Source organism: Niabella aquatica (genome assembly GCF_054779315.1).
The window spans coordinates 246,182-266,811 of record NZ_BAAGYM010000004.1 but is presented as its reverse complement, the minus strand read 5'-3'; the positions used below and the strand labels follow the sequence as shown (position 1 = coordinate 266,811).

The window sequence follows — 20,630 nt, the reverse complement described above, 5'->3', positions numbered from 1 at the left end:
AGACTATCGTTTAAATTAGCTAATACTATAAAGAGATGCGCATACCAAGATTATATCTTCTTACAATAGGATATGCGCCGGAGTTGGCAGATTCGGGATCTATCCGATCATCAAAACTTGACCATGTAAGAAGATTGTTCCCGTTGAAGTACATCTGCAGGCCCGCGCCATTGCGTAGCTTATTCATGAAACCAGATGTAAACCTGTAACTAAGCTCCATCGTTTTAAGCCTCCAGTAGGAGGCATCCGCAAAACCAAACGTTGAATTTTGCGCGTTATGCGTTCTTGTGGTAGTCATGTGTAATGAAGGCCTCGTTGCTGTGAAAGCTGTTTCAGGCGTCCACCTGTTTACACTGTATGGCCAGGCCATTGCATTATTGCCAGGAAATTCCCACAACAATTCATAGGGCATCGCCAGGTCAATACCCGAAACACCGTAAAACATAGCGTTAATGGCGAAACCCTTATATCCGGCAGAAAGCGTTAAGCCATAAGTGTGTGCCGGATAGCTTAACTTTCCTTTAGCCACAAAATCCTGTGCATCTATTATCCCGTCACCGTTATAATCAACATATTTAAAATCGCCCGGAATCAAACCGCTATTCCAGGAGCTTGCCGTCCAGTTGTAAATATCATCCCAGGAATTATACAGACCTTCCTGCAACAGCATAGAGTTCCATCCAATAGGTTTCCCTGCTTCCTTTTGATACGTTGCCACATTAGCAGGATCATCCCTGAATATCACACGGTTTTCATTAAATGTATAGTTGGCTTTTATGCCATAACTAACATCCCCTATTTTATCATCCCATGCGGCTTCTAATTCGTATCCATGATTTTTGGTCGCACCTATATTCGCCGATGGATTTCCGGCACCAAACCATATAGGGATAGTACGTCTTGTCATCAGTATACCGCTTCTCCTTTCTTCGTAAAACTCGGCGTTGAAAGATAATTTATGTAATAATCTCAGCTCTATACCCAGGTTTTGTTTTGTTGAAGTTTCCCATGTTGCATTCCGGTTTGCGGCAGCTCCTTCAAAATACATAGGACCATACCAGGTAAGGGAAGCCTCGCCAAACGGGGCCGTCCCTCCGGAAGAATAGTCTGTGGTATAGGTAAATCTTGGTGCACCGATATCACTGCCCACCTTACCATATGAGTAGCGGGCCTTTAAATAATTGATAACAGGAAGATTATTTTTAATAAAACGCTCCTCGGAAATCACCCATCCAACCGCATAAGACGGGAAAAAGCCAAAACGCAAACCGGGCGCAAATTTTTCAGAACCATTATATGCCCCGTTAAACTCGAACAAATATTTATTATCGAAACTGTAGGTGGCCCTGCCTACCCAACTTTCCTGGTAAGCCGTAAACTGGGTATTATTATAGTCCTGCCTCCGGAAGAACAGGCCCATCAATCCTACGTTGTGTTTTTTAAACTTACGGTTATAGTTGCCGGAAAGCTCATAATATAAATTGCGGTAATCATTCGATAAATTTTCCCCGCCAAAGCTTGCCGGCTTATTTACAGACTCATAATCGGGAAATACCTGAGGATTTGTATCAAGCGGACCATTATAATAATAGCTGATAACATTTTTGGTAATCGTTCTGCGATAAGCAATAGATGAATTATAAGACAATTTTCCCTGTAAAGAAAGACCGGCAGTAATAAAACCCAGATCCTGCTTGAGAATAAGATCAGAGAACATCTGGCTCAACTTTTCGATACCATTGCCCTGCTGGTTCAGGTTAAACACCAGGTTATCCCAACGATTGGCAGGATTATTTCCCCACTGGCCATTGGGATATCTGACCGGGAACACATAATTAGGAACGGTGTACATTTGTTTAAACTGTGTTGCAGCGCCCCAGCTGTCCCAGGCATCCCTTCCCTGGTAAGTGTTAGGAGCCTGCCTGACACCAATATTACCTGCAAAATTGGTAGAGATTGTTGTGGTTTTGGTTATTGTAAAGTCAAGATTACTTCTGTAATTATACCGCGTAAATCTGTAAGCCGGATCGTATTCCGATTGCTTTTCTGTCTTAAAAATATCACCATCCCTTGTATATCCCAGAGAAGTGAAGTATTTTACAAAGTCCGTTCCTCCGGCGAAATTCACATTGTATTGCTGACTGAAGCCCGCTTTTCGTAACAGCTCTTTACTCCAGTCAATTTCGGGATAATACGCGGGATTTTCTTTATTCCTCCATTTATTTATATAAGATCCGCTGAAAATATAATTCCAGTTTTTATCATTCATCTGAGCTTCATTGGCCAGCTCCATAGCGGTAGCATGATCCAGCAGCCGGAATTTATAAGTGGGCATTTTTACACCCCAGTTCGTGGTAGCGCTGATCTTAACCTGTCCCTTCCTGCCACGCTTGGTAGTAATAAGAATAACACCATTCGCTCCTTTAACACCAAATACTGCAGTTGCGGAAGCATCTTTTAAAATAGATACATTTTCAACTTCCTGCGGGTCTACATCATTGAAGTCTCTTTCAATACCATCTACCAGAATAAGCGGATTGGTATTTCCCCATGTAGCTTTTCCTCTTATGAGTATCTGCGCCTGATCACTCCCCGGCTGACCGCTTACCTGTATTGCCGTAACCCCCGGAGCCAACCCCGTCAGCGCAGAAGACAAATTGGTTACACCACCAGCCTGTACCAGGGCCTCTCCTTCCACTTTTGCAATAGCGCCTACAACAGACTGCTTCCGTTGCTGACCATAGCCCACAACAATTACCTGCTCCAGGTTTACGTCCTTAATTGTTAATACTACATCTATCACCTCCCTGTTCCACACAACTTCGCTTGCAGAATGGTAGCTGATGCTCTCAAAAAACAATGTGTCTACAGGTAAAGCCTGCATTTCATACAAGCCATTGGTATTGGTTACTGCTTTCTTTTGAGTAGAAGCGTTTGTAACCACGACACCAGGTATTGCACTTCCCGACTGATCTGAAACGCGACCTGTAATTTTATTCTGAGAAAAAGATAACTTGGCAAATAGCACAAAGGATAACACAAGCAATTTTTTCAAATAAGACTTCATCTGGCTTTTTTTACTATTAAGCAATATCATTGAACCACTGTCTGAAAGGATATTTTCAATTATATACACTAACAAACATGCTGACAAGCTCCCGCTTTGATATAGCAAATGTCTCATATCTTCTATAGCTATCTTTTCAAGCAATTATCAATTTTTTATACTATTTTATCATCAATATTTATTTTTTCAACTACAATAATAATTTGCTTATCGTATTATTGTGTTTCTAAAAATTTTACTTATTGTATACTTACACTATACAATTCATCTATATATAAATACAAAAATGTTAAAATAATATTATTTCAGAGATCCTTAGTATTGTAATAGTATTATTTACCACAAAAAAGTAATACTATATCAATATGATAATATTATATAAACATTCTGTAATACTGTTATGAAACCATATCCTCACAAAGTTCCTGTACCCATTCAAGATTCATTTCTGGCCAGGTATGATCGCATCAACGCATTTGGCAAATTGCTGCACTATCATACCGAATTAGAACTGCATTATATTATCCGGGGCGAAGGAATAAGAATCATAGGAGAGAATATATCTCATATTAAAGCCGGGGAAGTAATTTTATTAGGAGAGAACCTTCCCCACGCATGGAGAGAAAAAGAAACAACGGGAACTTTAAACGAAGGAGATTTCCTCATAGAAGCAATTGTAATACAATTCAAGCCTGATTTCCTGGGAAAAGATTTTTTTCATTTACCGGAAGCTTATCTGATTTCAAGGGTTTTTGAACTGGCAAAAAAAGGTATACACATACAAGGGGAAACCGGTAGCAAAGTGCGTGCACTTATGAAAGAAATAACAGCATGTAGTAAGTTCGAAAAAATTGTAACCCTGTTAAAAGTATTACAAATCATAAGCGAATCTGAAGAACTGGAAACAATATCCGCCGGCTATGCATTTAATCAACCTAATCCAGTTGATACAGACAGGATCAACAACATTATTGCCTACACATTATCTAATTTTGATAAAGAGATCACATTAGAAGAAGTGGCATCACTCAGTAATTTTAGCATTACCTCTTTTTGCAGATATTTTAAAAGTATAACCAGGAAGACCTACTTTGACTTCCTTACGGAAGTACGGATAAGTCATACCTGCCGCATGATCAAAGAAGACAGGTATGCGCTTTCTTATATTTGTTATAAATGCGGCTTTAATAATGTCTCTAATTTTTACAGGCATTTTAAAAAGGTCATGGGCATGACACCGCTGGATTATAAACGCAGTCACATGAAAAGATACATGGCTTAGGGGTGCTGCCATTTAACGTAAAATAGCTGCAGGTATTTGTTACCGTCGCTACCCGGCACGTATTGGTTGTAACATAATCCATCTCCTTTGGGAGACCAGGCAACAGCTCCTTCCAGCTCTCCGTTCTGCCTGGTTAAACGATATAATTTACCATTCTGAATATTACATACAAACACACTACCGGCTGAGATAAAAGCAGCATGTTTTCCATCCGCACTAAAATTGAAAGGTCCTGCAATCGAATGTTTTAAAAAACTCAATTGTCGTAGCTCACCACTAATTACCGACACTCCGAATAACTGAATAAGCCCTTTATGGTCTTTTGCTAAAAATCCGATCAAAGCGCCGTCAGGGGTAGATCGCAGCCAATGCCTGGGCAATAGACTAACTCCGTTTTCTGTAAAAGTAATACGCTTCTTTTTAACCAACCCCGGTACATGCGGAAGCGTTTTATCCGTCCCTGACAATGTGTTACTCACAAAGGTTTCTTCCAAATCATCAGGGATATCTGCTATAAAAATCTCGGACTTGTCTTTTCCATCCATATCACGGACCATTCCCTGGAAAGCCACCGCTCTTTTTTGCCAGTTGCCATCCCTTTTTTTATAGCCATCTATCCCGATCCAGCACTCATCAAAAGCTTTGCTGATCTCATCGCTTCCGGGAGCGGGATCCGGCACGACGGTTGCCAGTAAAATAGAAAACATTTCCCCCGAAAAATTTTCTGCTCCATCCGCATCCTCTACTTTAACCTTTCGAGGGAACATTACACCGATAGTACGTAAATCTTTTACATCAGGATATAATTTTTCCGCCTGCTGCAACACATAATCATTATACGTAAAACTAATCCACTGCCCGTCACCGCTCCAGGTATGCGCATGGGTACCGCCACGTAAAGCGCCGGGTGTATAAGGAGGTCGGATATCCCTTGCGTCCATGTGAACAGGGATCATCGGCTGCTTAACCTGTACCACAATGCCTGACCGCCTTGTAATAGCATATGGGTGTTCTTTATCAGCATTGGTAATGCCTGAAAGAAACAGCACTTTTTTTCCATCGGGAGAAAATGTGACCGCCCCTGCTCCCGGTCCATATTTAGTTTGATTATCTGTTTTGTAAAGTAACTTCTGTTCTTTTGTTGAAACATTTACCATTTTAATTTCCCCGCTGGATGCCAGCAAGGTATCATGGTTCCTGCTATCAAAAACAATCCATTGCCCATCAGGAGAAAAACACTGTGTACTGTTAATACAATGCCCCTGCTTATCAAAAGTAAGTTGCACAGGGTTTGATTTATAATTATTTAAAATTGAACAGGATTGAAACAAAGCCAACAATGCCCCAAGAAAAAAAACCTTAATATATGACACTTCTGCAAATTTCATTTCCCCTTAAACTATTCTTTTATGATCCGGGCGCGAATAAGCTCTCCTGCAATCTTTCCGGGCTTTGCCCTTAAAGCTATAACAATTGCCGACTTTCCCGACACCAGTTCATCCGGTATAGGATATACTTTGTTTATCTCATCTCCGTCAAACCAATGTACAGCGTCAGACGCAAGCAGCCTGTCGTCAACATAAATATCAAACCCGGATTCGTTACTTACGTTTCCGGGATAAGTAAGTACCAGCTTTTGCTTTGCCTGCGGCATAACTTTCAACTTAAACGAAAACCAACCTCCCGGTTCTGTCTTCCTGTATTTGCTGTTCCTTATCTGTCCGGCTTCCGGTTGGCTGCCCGCAAAATCATGATCTCTTTCGGGCTGCATTTCCCCTAACTGAACATCGTCTACTGTATTTGCCTTTTCAAGAGCTGCCTGCCGGCCAGCATCAAAATAACTATTCTTTATTTTTTCCCATTTAGCTTTTGAGTATAACCGAAAGTACACCTGATAAGGGTTATTGATTTCCTTATAAAATGGCTGAAATTCCAACTGTGCCGGAACACCGGCTTCTTTGGTAACAAAACGCATCTCGTCCTGTATTTTTGACAACCATACAGATGGTTCCTTTTCATCGCTCACAACAACTGGAATGGAATCATTTCCGAAACTGAACTGAGACTTCAATTTAGAAGATAACAAAAAAGGGCCATAAGCTAAAGCATGTAAATCTTCGTCATCAGGCGTAGTCTCTATACGTAACGACATCGGGAATTTACAGCTGATCACATCGCCTGACTTCCACTTGCGTTGCAGTTTCAAATAGGAACCGCTCATATTCTTTTGTAAAGAATATTTCTTCCCGTTCACAAAAACACCGGCATCCTGCGCCCATGCGGGAATCCTGAGATAAAGCGGAAAGGATTTATCCCTGTCCAATTGCAAGGTTAAGGTCAGCTCATCCTTGCCTGCTGTTAACTGCGAGTGCATTGCCATCTTAAGCCCCAGGCCTTTATCTTCCAAAACAGAAGGAATAAAGAGGTTTATAAATACGCCCTTATCGGCAGATTTACTATATATGAACTCGCCATAGCGGCTATGATTTTCCAATCCTGTACCGACACAACACCAGAAGGACTCAAACGGAGCGCTAAAACTTTTTTTATAACCGGGCGCAAGGGGTGTAAAATAGGACACCATGCCTGTAGAAGGATTTTGAGAGCCTAAAATATGATTATACAAAGCACGTTCATAAAAATCGGCATATCGCACATCAGGATACCAATTGAACAGATGATGCGTAAGCTTTAGCATATTATAGGTATTGCAGGTTTCGGTTGTTTTATTGCTCAGTCTGTTTGCTATCTGATGCGCCATCCCAAAATGCTCGGCATCACTGTTGCCGCCATTTGCATAAGAATGGTTCTGCGCCACAATGTCCCAAAAGAAACGGGCGATATCTTCATCCCTTTTTTGTTTGCCCAATTCATATTGACGGGCCACCCCTATCACCTTTGGGATCTGTGTATTTGCATGCAGACCCGCAAGATTATCTTTTTGCTGCGCCAAAGAGGTTAACAACGCATCATCATTAAATTTTCTTGCCAATGCGAGATATCTGAAGTCTCCCGTCAGGGCATATACCTCTGCAAACGATTCGTTGATACCCCCCGGCTCACAACGTAATATCTGTTGCATTTGATCATGGGATAAATTTTTATGAATATCTATTGCCCAATCCGACAAATCAATCAGAATATTTTTTGCCGTCTTGTTGCCCGTCAGCCGGTAGGCATCTATCAGCCCCGCGCAGGTTTTATGAATATTATACCAGGGGACCCAGCCCCCATTCAAATCGAATCCCTTTGAATAAATTTTACCTTCTTTAATATCAGCAAAGATCTTTTTCCCGCCCGGAATGGCCGCCACATAGCCATTTCCATTTTCCCGCTGACAAAAACGCAGCTCATCAATAATATAATTTATCTTGTTAAGCAAGGCCGTGTCCCCGGTTGCTGCATACATCATAGCACATGCCGACAGATAATGCCCCAACGACTGCCCGCCTACCCCCTGGCTCTCCCAACCGCCATATTTAGGCGCTTTAGGCTGAAGCCCTGCCTCTGACCTGAACCCGCTCAATAACCTGTCAGGCTCTAAAGCCAGAAGCCATTCTTTATCCTTTTGCATCGCATGATAAAAAGGGCTGCCGTCTAATAAACGTACATCAGACAGTTGATAAGACTTTGCTGTTGGCAAAGGTTGGGCTGCAGACAAAAAGCTTATCAGATTTAAGAAACAAACCCATACCGATCTCCCCAGCATAATAACGTTTATTTTTTTAAGCAAACTTTTATCTTATACTCCTGAAATCTTTTACCCGGTAAAAAATCAGGTAATTGGCATTGTGCTGATTATCGGCGCCACCAAAATCATCGTCATAAGCTGTTCTGACCGCTGCAATCAGATCATCCCCGTCAAACTGCCAGTCCAGGTACTGAAAGCCGTGTTTCGCTACATTTTTACCTTGCAGAATAATGCCATGCTGCTGCCAGTTAACAAGATCATCAGAGCTCAATAAACATACCGTATTCCGGGTACGCTCCATATAACCGCTCCTGTACTCCTCCGGAACAGCGTTGGTCAACGTCCAGTACTTATTTAACTTTGGATCTTTTTTAATATTAAACTTTTTTGAAGCGCCGGGTAATGTGATAAAGCCTGCAGCAGGATTAAAGATCGCTTTTTTACCATTCCTGGATATGTTAATCATTGCTGCGAGCGTATCTGGTCCATAATGCACACGTAAAATATCGACAACATTTCCATCAGGATCCATCACCGCATTCCCTTCCAGCCACTCGGCCCCTTTACCGAGGTCTTTATCCATTTGCAGCTTATTGCTCACTGTCCAGTTTTTCGCATAGAGCAAATCCCTGTTCTCCTTTACAGACATTACAAATGCTTTAAATCCGCCCCAGGGGCCGCCGGGCTTTACTTCTTCCATACCCCTCCATAACTTTCCTTTTGCATCCAATACCGGCATTGAAGAAGTATGATACCCTATACCTTCTCTGGCGGGAATTAATAACCCTGTCTTTTCATCCACCGGGTTGGTCCAGGTATGCCCGCCATCAGCCGACCGACGGATTACACAATCGCCCTCTCCATTCCTTGTTCCCATTAAATAGAGCTTGCTTTTATGCACAAATAAACCTGACCAGAACTGGTTCAGCTCTGCAATTTTTTTCCAGCTTTGTCCTTTGTCGGCCGATTCAAAGATCTCCGTTTTTGCATTTGTTGCTTCCTGTGAGTTGGGACCGAAAAAATCGTGCGAAGCCACATATTTACCATTGGGTAATATGCAGATGCTTGGCGAACCGATATAGGTTTGGGATGATGCCGGCACATGCGTTATTACTATGCCCGGTACAGCTGTATCTTCCTGTGCAAAAACAGGCATTGAAAACACAAAAGCCAATAAGAACCAATAAGAGAATTGTTTCGTAAGCATAAGTGAGAATTTGTTAAATTATATTCCTGTATACTTCACAACTGAAAAATACGATGCTCGTCCGCACTAAAGTTCAGTAATAATGACAGCATGACAATTGCATAATCCCTGTAATTCCGGTTTTCCTCCCCGGATACAGCACAATCAGGCAAATATCTGACAGAGGTAACATCATCATGTTAGAATAATCCAGGCAAACACTTTTATCAGCATGCAAACCTATTGCATACACCTATGTCCTGTTTATAATATATTCTCCGGTTATTATAAAATATTACCTTTCATTATTCATCCATAAATATATTCGCTTTACTCCTCTTGCTATATTTATTTTGATCAAAGTGCAAAACAGGCGCTATACAGACTTCCTTAGAATAATATTTACCCGGCGCCTTGTTTGTACTTTTCCCAATGATATACAATGTGCCGCGTGCAGGGCCATATCAGCGAAATCAGTTTCAATCACCGTTATGTTCAACATCTCTTTTAATGCATTGTCATTAAACGATATTATTCCGATATCTTTTCCCTGGCTCCATCCTGACAAGGTGCATTTTTTAATTAGCAGAACCAGATCTGAATCTGACTGAATAATATATAATACGCCCTGCCGGGGCATATAGTCCATACCATCTCTTTTAGACTCAACAGGTATATTTTTTTCCAGGAAAAAGCGCCTGATCCCCTGTTCAATATCGGCCACAGGATAGGTATTTGTTGTGTTTATAATGACAATGCGGGTATATTTGCTCACTTTCTCGGCAACTAAGGACAATGATTCATAAGTATCCTTCTCAATGTTGTGAAAAAACCTGACATCGCTCATCGGGAAATGTACAGGCTTACTAAAAAAAACAAGCCGTTCGGAGGATATTATTTTTAGCAGATCCAATACTTCACCTGTATAATCCTGACAGGAAAATTCAGGCACAAAAAGGTAAAAAGAATACCTGTGTTTATTTAAGCTCAGTAGTTCGCTGAGCTTTGTAAGATCGCAATAATATACTACTACATCTATTATTGCTTTACTGTCCAAACTTTTAGCTAAATAATCATATATGAGCCCCGAGCATTTGCCAAACCTTTCAGCAATCAGCAGCACCATTGGTTTTCTTTCTGATAAATAATTAACAAAAAAACCCTTCCCGGCGATGGGAGTTATATAATGTTCCTGCTTTAAAAGCGCATATGCCTTCTCCACTGTTTCTCTGGCTACCCGGCAGTTTTTACTGTATTTGCTGATAGAAGGTATTTGCTGTCCTTCCCTAAGAATACCCTGATTTATCTGAGACTTAATAATCTCAGCAATTTGCTTCACCTTGGTTAAATGCTCATTCTTTAACACAACAGATATAATTAGCCTGCTTTTAGAAAATCACTTATATTTTTCTACATAATTCTAATCTAAAAAAGATTTTAGTATCCTGTGTTTTGAGGAAGTCCCAGGTCAACCTCCCGTTGAGGAATAGGAAATACGTATTCTTTTGGCAGATCCACTACTACCGAGGCATCATAATGTATTAAGGGCCCTTCTGTTTGAGCGGCCTGTTCTACGCGCAGCTTTAAGGTGCCGGTTCGCACCAGGTCAAACCACCTGTGCCCCTCAAGGTATAATTCCCGTCTCCTTTCTTTCAATATTTCATCCAGTGAAATGCCTGTAAGATTACCGGTATTAGCCCTTTTTCTTACCCTGTTCAAAACCCCTAAAGCGTCGGTGTCGCCTGTTTCATATTTTGCTTCAGCCAGCATTAATAAAACATCAGCAAATCTTATAAGGGGATAATCAACACCGCCCAGTTGAAAGCCCTCTCCTACGCCACCGTCTGCAGCAGGGTTTTGGCTATCCAAAAACTTCCATGAAAAAATAAGGTTCCCGTAAGAGGTATTGCCATTCCGGCTGTATACCGTTGTTTGATAGGTTTTCCCTTGCGTTGTGGTATAAGAACCACAAACTATAAGTTGTAGCCTGTTATCAGATGCAGAAAACAAACCGTAAAGGTCTTTAGTTAGCGCAGTTTGAGCATAGGAATTGCCCCCATACAGGTTAGGATTGGCTGCCCAATCGGCTGCTCCCCTGTTTGTATTACGATAGGCCCCGTTTGCCAGGCATTTAATATAAAAAACACCCTCGGAATTATTCTCGGTGAGTACATTAAAATTATCACTATAATTAGGAAGCAGCGAATGATCAGACGTTTCAACTACTTTGAGAAGATATATCCTGGCGGAATCATAGTCTTTCGTGCTTCCGCCATAGTTTAAAGCATGATTGTATTTCGCCACAGAAGCACGTGTGAGGTAAACTTTGCCTAACAGCGCCCTGGCTGCATGTAGGGTAGCCCGTCCCTTACTTTGGCCTTCATACGATTGAGGCAATGTATTTTCTGAAAACTTAAGATCTTCAATTATCTGGGCAAGCACCGCAGCGGCGCTTATTCTCTGATTTAAAGGATCGCCGGGCTGTGAGGGCTTTAAAGGCATGGGCACGTCGCCAAAGAAACGTACCAGTGCAAACAGGTTAAAGGCTCTTATAAACCTTGCTTCACCCTTGATCCGAAGGCTCTCCTGTTCACTTACTGACGATGAGTCGATTTTCGATAATACTGTATTTGCGCTGGTTACACCTCTGTACAGTATATCCCATATTGCGGACAACTCTGAATTTCCCGGATCTACCCGCGCGCTCATAAACTGCCGCCTTCTGGCATTTGACCCAATAAAATTGCAGTTATCTGAAGCAGTCTCTGTCATAAGGTACCATTGCCTGTCAGATGCTATTTCGGCCATCTTATTATACGCATCAACTATCAAAGCCTTTCCGTCTACTGCATCCAGGGGATATGCCGACTTGTTTTTTTCTTCCAGGATATTTTTAAAACATGAACTGAACATGGTTAATATCAGGAAACTCACCACGGCATTGCTGATTAAAAATTTCATCTTTTGATATTTTAGAGTGAAAGATTAATACCTATTAAGATTGATTTGGAAGCCGGATAACTGCTTCCGTTGTCGTACCCGTTGAGGAGCGTACCTGAGCCGGAAATTTCAGGATCCAGGCCAAAATATTTTGTAAAAGTCAAAATATTGTTGGCGCTGATATAAACACGGGCATTACGGACTTTAATATTGGAAGCTATGCTTTGGGGCAGGTTATACCCTAAAGTAATATTCTTAAACCGCAGGTAAGAGCCGTCCTTTATTTGCGATGAATTGGCCGCATCTTCTATGGCATAACCAATCTGGGGATATATGGCTCCGGGGGAGGGATACACTTTGACGGGGTCTGCAAGATCTGCGAACACATTTCTCCCCCTTGTGCCCAATAAATCCATGAATTCATAATTACTGTAATAAATATCATTACCATAAACCCCCTGTATAAAAAATGAAAGCTCAAAATTTTTATATCCCAGCGTATTACTCCATCCGTAAATAAATTTAGGATTGGGGTTCCCGATAATCGTTCTGTCTTTATCCCCATCTAATACTCCATTTCCGTCAATATCGACAAACTTCAGTTCCCCCGCCCTTTGTGAGCGCAGTGTTGATGTATAAAGTCCCTCCAGGTCTTCAGGAAAAATAACCCCGTCATTCAGCAGGCCATAAAAAAGTCCTACAGGCTGACCTTCCAACAATATAAGCCCATTTGAAAACACTCTGTCAACCGGTAAGTCAATGATCTTAGACCTGTTAAAACTATAATTAAGTGACGAGTTCCAGCTCAAACCGCCAAATGTATTTCTATAGCCCAGGGCTAATTCCAATCCCTTATTCTGAATCTCACCAAAGTTTTCCAGATTACTGCCAAAGCCTGTAGAGCCTGAAAGTGCTCTTGTAAATAACAGGTCCCTGGTTCGTTTGAAATAGTAATCGGCAGTAAATGAAAGCTTCCTGTTTAATACTTCCAGGTCTATTCCCAGATCCAGCTGGTGGGTGGTCTCCCATTTCAGATCAGGATTAGCGAGGGAACTTTGCCTATATGAAGTACCGAATGCGGTTTGGCTGGCAGACACGGTAGCTTGTTTTGAATAGGGCGAAATGCCCTGGTTTCCGGTAAGCCCCCAACTGGTCCTTAATTTAAAATTATTGACCCAGCGAACATTCTCCATAAAAGGTTCCGATGAAACCCGCCAGGCTAAAGCACCGGAAGGGAAAAAGCCGTAACGGTTATTGGCGCCGAACTTTGAAGAGCCGTCTATTCTTGAACTTACTGTAAGCAAATAACGGTTTTTGAATGTATAATTTACTCTTCCCAGGTAAGATACCAGGCCTTCATTACTATAAGACATCCCTGCATTAAGCTGATCCCTTGCCGGATCGGATTTGCCAATATTAAAATAAGACAATTCATCAATCTCAAAGTTTTTGTCAGAGACGGACAGCGATTCATTCTCTAATGCCTGCAATGTAAACCCTGCAACAATATTTAGTAAATTATTTGAGTTAAATGCCTTATTAAAAGTCAGTGTATTTTCATTCAATATATCAGTATACTGCCCCCTTGTTGCGCTGGCACTTCCCGACAATCTCCCCTCCAGTAACATGCCGCTTCCTGTGTTCTTATTGGCATAGGAATTGGAAACCCTGTAGGTCATATCAAGTCCGAGCGTAGAACGCAACATCAGTTCCGGCGTAATCTGATAGCTTCCTACAATATTACCCAGCAACTTTAATCTCTTGTTTTCGTTAAAATTATTGGTGGCTTCTATATAAGGGTTCACAAATCTTTTTCGCTCTGCGTCATACGGATTGATTCCTGTATAATCTAAGGGAAGAGTTGGCGGCGCCTGTCCTACAGCAAACAACGGGTTGCTGGTGCTTTGGTTACCGTTACTTACCGCCAGGTTCAATCCTACATTTATTTTTCTATTAACCGCAAAATCCAGGTTACTTCTTAGTGCCAGCCTTTTAAATCCTGATCCTAGCACAATTCCTTCCTGATCAAAATATTCCCCCGAAACCATATACCTGGTTTTCTCTGTGCCTCCCGAAAAACGAAGACTATAATTCTGAATTACAGCGTTTCTGAGAATGGCGTCCTGCCAGTCGGTATCCACATTTTCATTTCCCTTTAAACGCCAGTCTTCTGTCAGCTCTTCATTTGAAGTATTGGCACCTCTGGCCTGCTTCAGGAAGGACAAATATTGTTCGGAGTTCATTAAATTCAGCCTGTTCACAAAACTCTGAGTGCCAATATATCCATCAACATCTACCACTGTCCTTCCGGTTTTACCTCTTTTTGTGGTTACTAACACTACACCATTCGACGCCCGCGCACCGTAAATAGCTGTTGCAGACGCGTCTTTTAAAATATTGATACTTTCAATATCCTGTGGGTTGATATTATTTATATTATCCACTCCTACAAACCCATCAACCACATACAGCACATCGTTTCCGGCAGTAATGGAATTGCCTCCTCTTACCCTTATGCTTACACTCCCGCCTGGTGCTGCATCAGTTTGCCGTACCATTACACCCGGTGCTCTCCCCTGAATACCCTGGGCGAGATTCGTTAAAGGAACTGCTTTCAGATCTTTAGAAGACACTGAAGCAACGGCTCCTGTAAGATCACTTTTCCGCATTGTTCCATACCCGACAACCACTATGGGATCCATTTCAAGGTTTTCAATAGTAAGGGACACATTTAAAATATCGGTTTTTGAATCAAAAGTCAGTTCTTTGTCCAGGTATCCTTTAGCGGAAAACACCAATATGCCGAAGGGCGTGTTGGAAATAATGCTATAGCTACCGTCCTCTTTTGACAGGGCGCTCCGGGCACTTCCCTTTACATTTATTGTTACGCCGGGAAGATAGCTCCCCGTTTCGGATGTAATGACACCTTTAATAACAGTAAGCTCCTGGCTATGAAGCCTCAGATTATACAGGAACAAAAGCAACATCGTTATCATCGCGAATTTCAGCGATTGTGTATTCCTTTTCATATATATTTATTTTGCGTTGAAAATTTTTACCGGGAAATATTTTAAGTGAACAAGTACTACAGCAAGACAGCAATTATTTATAATGATTTCAGATAATCAAGACCCGGAACAAAAACTTTTACCCCCGATGCTTCATTACTATTTTTGATAACCAAGCCGGTATCTAATGAAACATGTGGATTTATCTTCATTAAATATGTCAAAATCCTAAAATACCTGGTTTTGTCCATTGCCTGTATTTCGGGGTATAAAACGGCTATGGCATCAGTAAGCAGGCTATCGTAGACCGTGGCACTGTTAATCAAAGGCTCTCTCTCAATAGTTCCCTTAAGGTGCATGGACGAAGGAGGCTTAACCAGCAACTCCAACATTTTCACAGGAGCTGATTTGACCATTTCAAATACTTCCTGAAAGTCTATACTTTGGTTATCATCGAAAATGAGCCGGTGCCGGTAATATTCTTTCAGCAAGCCTTCATAAGTAACATGAAAATTTCTGCTTGCTATTAACTTCACTAAGGTTATATACTGATTGTACCTGGAAGCAAAGAAATTGTAATCATCTGCCACTAACTCTCCTCCCTGGTTACTTACAGAATGGGAAATTTTTTTAATAATAGCCTGGAAAACAGTATCCTGATCATTGATCCCCGGATTGTGTTTCTTAATAAATAGCCCAACAGCCTCCTCATACCCACCATCGGTTTTCTGTAAAAAAGTATCGCTTACCACCGTCCGGATATCTGAAGCTAAACTTACATTTTCGGAAAAAAAGTGCCTGGTCACTCTCTCCCTTCCTGCATCAGATAATTCAGGGATCCGGATACCGTCAGGCAGATGCAAAGGCATTTTAACACTCCGGATATTCAGAGTATCGCTTTTTAAGCCCGGAGAAGAAACAGCAACTGTTATAACACCCGGAACATTCGTTGACCTGATAAGGTTACTCACAGGAGCAACCGTATAAGCAGCACCACTGTCAGACCCGTTCCACTCCAATTCGGATACGTATACAGAAGCCCCTATTAAACGCCCTTGCCCAAGTACGCTCCAGGTTAAAGTGTTATTTGCGTCTGTAACGCTATTACCATTTTTATCTTTTATCAAAGCCCTGACCACTGCAATTCCAGCCCTGTCTGCGCTTATGATGTTCTGCCGCGTTTCAAGTGATATACTGAAAGCCTCGCCCGGCATCTGAACCGTATGTTCGTGTAGCCTGCCATTCTTTTTCCCAACGGCTTTCAGTTCCCCCCCGACAATTAGCATATCCTTAAAAACAACCGTAGGGAACGCATTATTCAAAGGATATTGTTTCCCCCGGGAAACACCATTCACAAATAGTTCTACCTCGTCGCAATTGGAATCGACAATAACATCCCTGCATTGTCCCAGGTACCTGACTCTCCATATATCAGCATGTATAAATACTACCGGCTGATCAGTATAAAGCGCTTGTGTAAGATAATATATGTATTTAGGTTCCCGGTATGCATCAACCCACCCTTTTGCGTTCACATGCTTTAAAGGCGCATTCTGATATTCCCTGTCGCACCCGTGGTCTGCATATAACCAGGCAGAACAATTTTCACCCAAAAGGCCTCTTGTACTGCCATTCTGTATCATTGCATTTTTCCATTGCCAGGTTTCATTACCCGCTGCCTGCCCCGAAACCGGTGTTGAGTTCATATTACGAGGAGCATCCGCACTGTCAAACCAGCCCCTGACAGTTACGCGCAACAGTTGTTCCAGGTCCAGCTCTTTATGGGTATGCGTTACAAAATCACCTCCGTTTTCACCTTTTCTCAAATGTATGATACGGGTTGAGTCCTCTTCTATTGCCCATTTTGAATCCGCAGCATCCGAAGTTTCATTACCCATGCTCCAGAATAAAATACTCGGATGATTTCTGTCCCGCCTGATCATTTCCCGAACATTTTGCTCCTGAACCTCTTCGCTAAAATCTATACTCTTAATGTTAGGTACTTCCTCTACCATAATAATTCCAAGGCTATCCGCCAGGTGATACAAATACGGGTCATTTATGTAGTGCGCTGCTCTCATGAAATTGTGGCCGAGGTTGACCTTTATATCCAGCATATCCTGCAATGTGATAAAGCGGGGTATTGCATCGCCCAGCCAGGGATATTCCTGATGACGGTTTGTGCCTTTTATGTGAACCTTCCTGTCATTAAGGTAAAGCGCATTCTCATTCCTGTTCCATGTAAACCAACGTACCCCGAAAGAACTCTTGTAGCAGTCAGTAACCTTTCCGTTCACTTTCACGTATAGCTCGGCTTTATAAAGGTGGGGTGTTTCAGGAGACCATAAATACGGCTTTGGGAGAATGGTTTTTTCCACGAAAACAGCCATTTCTCCTTTAGGAATAACCTGCTCTTTCCTAAGTATTTTTACCAATTTGCCCAAAGGGTCGGTAATCCTTATTTCCAACCGGCATTTTCGAGGTATATCATACTCATTTTTTACAAAAGTTTTTAAATGTAAACCAGCGTCCTTTATGCTTTCATTGGAAGTGGTAATAACAGCACCTCCTTCATGTGAGGCATTTCCCTGGAAGGGAATAAACACTTTATTCTTCAGCACCAGTCTCACATTCCGGTAAACTCCTCCGTATACATTCCAGTTACCGGCAGTCATGGGAGGAATCCGATAAGGATCGTTTCTCTGGTTGCTCACTGTAATTGCCAGTAAATTCTCACTGTTCCAACTGACTTTATCAGTAATATCTACAGCAAAAGAGGTAAATCCTCCTTTATGGTCTTCTACAAACTTCCCGTTAATATATATCCGTGCATATTTCTGAACACCGTCAAACTCCAGAAATATTTTTTTATCTTTTAAAGCTGATCCGAAAAAAACCTTCTTACGATAACACCCCCAGCCTTTCCACCAGTACGAATCATCCTGCTCAGAAGGATTAAAAATAAAAGGATGCTTTTCCCCTGTGGTTTCATAAACCGACCATGTATGGGGCAAAGCCACAGCAGGCCATTTTTTATCATCAAAATTTAAAAGGGTTGAAAAAACAGGTTCGCTGTTTTCAGGGAAATAGCTAAACGCCCAGTCCCTGTTGATACATACAGGCTCTGTATTATACACACTGTTTCTTTGGGCGGAAACAATTTCTCCCCGGAAAAAAAGAGCAAATAGTATATAACATATTTTAAACATCGGAAACTATTTTTTGGCAATTGTTTTTGTGCGCAATGCCACACCTAATGAGGCAAAAGCTTTCATAAGTTTAGACCCGTTAAAATAAAAATCAGGAAACTCCTGGCCTATGGCCGTTTCACATCTTACACCATTAACAAAAGCGGAAGGCAGGGGCGACTTTCCTTTGAAGAAAACAAGGGCAGCAATCTCCCCATATTTCCCGGCAACCCGCAGGTACTCATCATCTCCTGTCTCCCGGGCATACTGTATATTCAACAGGATTTCTTTTGCAAATTCTTCTGACAGAAGCTCGTCAGACATGTCTTTTAAACCCTGGGGGGGCGGTATTTCCCCAGCCTTTTTTTTACCTTCTATAAAATCCATATCATCCAGCCTCTCAGCCCATTCAAGATTCCTGAGGGTGGCATTTTCCGCCTGCTCGCCCAAATGATAACGGGCAAACTGTCTGAGGTTTTGTGCTACGTCAGGAACATATTTTTCCAATTGTGTTGCCAGCCATACGCAATGATGAGCCAGGCGAATGGATTGTAACGGCACCTCTTTTCCCGGATCCTTACTTTTCAGATCAACCGAAAGATCGAAAGGATAAAAACCATACTTCTCACACCGGTCCAATGCCATTCGCATAACGGCTCTGAAGTATTCAGCCAGCATATTCTTAAAGGTAATATCGTTGGACTGTAAATAAGCAGCACACCATACACGCATATAAAATGCAAGATGTGCAGGGAAAGCGCCTAATTCTCCCTCCTGGCTTACGATACCATTGTAATCTCCATGCCGGTTATAATAAGCTTTTTCCTTATTCCAGAAATGTGCTTTCCAGATGCCAACAGCATACTTCCCGAGTAATGATATTTCATCTGCCGAAGAGGGTTTGATTTGAGAAAGTGTTCCCAGGAACGGAACAAAATCACGCACTTCGTGATAATTAGCCTCGAAAAAATATTGACTGGCGCCTTTAAAATAAACCGGGCAATCATTCAGCAAATCCCACCCCATGTGTTCTCCCCACGGGTAAAGGCCTGAAGCTGACTGGGTATTAGTAAACCAGTAAGTAATGGCCTCGTCAGCCGCTTGCTTATATTTGATATTTCCTGAAATTCCGGATAGGTCAGCCAGCAATTCATAAAGCGCTTTGTCTTCCATCGGGTCGCAACCATAAAGCGTAACTTTATGGGGGCCTTCTTTTCCCAGCCCGAAAGGGTAATTCAAGATAAGATTATAGTTAAATGCATTGTAGGGATTTTCTGCTGCTACTCCTGACGGCTTGCCCAAAGACAATGACCCCGTACCTTCGGGCTTCTGAAAAGTCGGGGCAAAAAGAGGATAGGGCGTAGACTTGGGGTGAGCCTCTCTTGTCAGGATATTTGAAAATAAAGGACTGTGAATTTCTCCATAACGATCGCGGCCATACAAAAGCATGGTTTCTGCATAATTGATAGCCATTTGCAAATAATCAATCTTTTTTTGTTTACGGCCAGATTTCAAGATCCGTGAAACTTTCAGAGGTTCATATAACATTGCCAACCTGTTATCACGTATCCACCATGTCTTGTTTTCAGAAAGAGTAGCTGCCAGGCTTTTTAATTGTAATATATGCCCCTTTTTAGGTTTTATTTCAATCTCCAGCGGGTCATTGGCATTAAATACAACCTGCAGCGCGCCACTGGCAGCAGGAAACTGAACTTCTGTTCGCTGATTTTTATTTTTTATACAGGCTATTCCTGCAGCAGCAGACCAAAAGAAAACCGAGGCCCGGGCCACTTTCAGATCAGGGCCGGCTTCAAAAAATAATGTAATAGTACCATCACTTCCAATATCCGCAACCAATCCATGCAGTCCCAAACAGGAAGTATCCAAAGCACCCCCTGTTTTATGAATGGTACCGTTATTCCAGATAATCCGTTCATAACCCGGATCATTTCCCAATTGTACATTTCCGGAAATATGAAGCTTTTTGCCAATGCCCCTGCCTCCGTTTTTATACTCGGAAGCTTTTGTCCCGGCCGGGAAGTTCTGTCTGCCATTTCCCCAAACAGCCCAGTCTTTTGTGCCGGCCATGCTAATATTCAGCCAGCCACATTTAAGAAAAAAAGCAGTGTCAACCTGAGCGTACACATAATTTAAGAAAAAAAGCAAACCGATCGTTATAAATAAACTTCTCATTTTACATTTAATTTGAAGTTGTTAACCTCAACAAATAAAAAATACCAGGTGCGAACTGTTTTACAAGCCTTATTA

General features: G+C 41.9%; 10 protein-coding genes. 1 reads left to right on the top strand and 9 read right to left on the bottom strand.

Annotation, left to right across the window (positions count from 1 at the left end; translation table 11 throughout):
• Positions 1-25: 25 nt before the first annotated feature.
• Positions 26-3,067 carry a SusC/RagA family TonB-linked outer membrane protein gene (locus ACYVBM_RS04970; RefSeq protein WP_460684523.1) on the bottom strand — a complete coding sequence of 1,014 codons (3,042 nt, stop codon included), beginning with the start codon at positions 3,065-3,067 and terminating at the stop codon, positions 26-28.
• A 400-nt stretch (positions 3,068-3,467) separates the two neighbouring features.
• Here ACYVBM_RS04970 and ACYVBM_RS04965 point away from each other — a divergent pair, with 400 nt between their 5' ends.
• On the top strand, positions 3,468-4,349 hold the full coding sequence (locus ACYVBM_RS04965) for an AraC family transcriptional regulator (RefSeq protein WP_460684522.1): 882 nt from the start codon (positions 3,468-3,470) through the stop codon (positions 4,347-4,349).
• Here the strand turns inward: ACYVBM_RS04965 and ACYVBM_RS04960 are convergent.
• From ACYVBM_RS04960 to ACYVBM_RS04925, 8 genes are all read right to left on the bottom strand, one after another.
• Positions 4,346-5,635: a DUF3748 domain-containing protein gene (locus tag ACYVBM_RS04960; RefSeq protein ID WP_460684521.1), complete on the bottom strand. Its 1,290-nt coding sequence runs from the start codon at positions 5,633-5,635 to the stop codon at positions 4,346-4,348. The two genes, ACYVBM_RS04965 and ACYVBM_RS04960, sit on opposite strands and share 4 nt — an antisense overlap.
• A gap of 113 nt (positions 5,636-5,748) precedes the next feature.
• Positions 5,749-8,058, bottom strand: coding sequence for a beta-L-arabinofuranosidase domain-containing protein (locus ACYVBM_RS04955; protein WP_460684520.1), 2,310 nt, complete (start codon positions 8,056-8,058; stop codon positions 5,749-5,751).
• Between the two features lie 28 nt (positions 8,059-8,086).
• Complete coding sequence (locus tag ACYVBM_RS04950; RefSeq protein ID WP_460684519.1) at positions 8,087-9,247, bottom strand: hypothetical protein; 1,161 nt, start codon at positions 9,245-9,247, stop codon at positions 8,087-8,089.
• A 355-nt stretch (positions 9,248-9,602) separates the two neighbouring features.
• A complete protein-coding gene (locus tag ACYVBM_RS04945) occupies positions 9,603-10,592 on the bottom strand; it encodes a GntR family transcriptional regulator (RefSeq protein WP_460684518.1) in 990 nt (329 codons plus the stop codon).
• Positions 10,593-10,663: 71 nt separating this feature from the next.
• Positions 10,664-12,187, bottom strand: coding sequence for a RagB/SusD family nutrient uptake outer membrane protein (locus ACYVBM_RS04940; RefSeq protein WP_460684517.1), 1,524 nt, complete (start codon positions 12,185-12,187; stop codon positions 10,664-10,666).
• Between the two features lie 11 nt (positions 12,188-12,198).
• Entirely contained in the window at positions 12,199-15,195 is a 2,997-nt protein-coding gene (locus ACYVBM_RS04935; protein WP_460684516.1) for a SusC/RagA family TonB-linked outer membrane protein, read from the bottom strand.
• Positions 15,196-15,272: 77 nt separating this feature from the next.
• The gene (locus ACYVBM_RS04930) at positions 15,273-18,383 is read right to left on the bottom strand and encodes a glycoside hydrolase family 2 protein (RefSeq protein WP_460684515.1); all 3,111 of its coding nucleotides are present in this window, start codon (positions 18,381-18,383) and stop codon (positions 15,273-15,275) included.
• Between the two features lie 6 nt (positions 18,384-18,389).
• Positions 18,390-20,555 carry a hypothetical protein gene (locus tag ACYVBM_RS04925; protein ID WP_460684514.1) on the bottom strand — a complete coding sequence of 722 codons (2,166 nt, stop codon included), beginning with the start codon at positions 20,553-20,555 and terminating at the stop codon, positions 18,390-18,392.
• Positions 20,556-20,630: the final 75 nt, after the last annotated feature.